Annotated in this window: 2 rRNA genes; both read left to right on the top strand. The window is 43.4% G+C overall.

Annotated features, from left to right (window positions below):
• Window positions 1–104 (top strand): 23S ribosomal RNA (locus ACYQ73_RS28315); the annotation flags it as partial.
• Window positions 105–289: 185 nt separating this feature from the next.
• Window positions 290–348: ribosomal RNA gene (gene rrf, locus ACYQ73_RS28310) — 5S ribosomal RNA — on the top strand; the annotation flags it as partial.

Here is a 348-nt window from a genome sequence, read left to right as displayed (position 1 = left end):
CAAGTAAGTAAGATCCCTCAAAGACGATGAGGTAGATAGGTTCGAGGTGGAAGTGTGGTGACACATGGAGCTGACGAATACTAATCGATCGAGGACTTAACCAAAAAAGTTTGAACAATCAATGCACGTTTATCCAGTTTTGAAAGAATAATTCTTTCAACCAAGGGTTTCAAGATACGAGTAGTTCGAGGAAGCGATGGAGAGAAGGAAGGAGCGTACTGAAGTACGTGACTGACTGAACGACAGAAGCTGACGAAGAAATACGACGTATATTGAAAGCCGACAATAGTCTAGTGATGATGGCAAAGAGGTCACACCCGTTCCCATACCGAACACGGAAGTTAAGCT

This window comes from Lysinibacillus sp. CTST325 (assembly GCF_054665055.1).
This window is presented reverse-complemented; position numbering and strand designations above follow the sequence as displayed.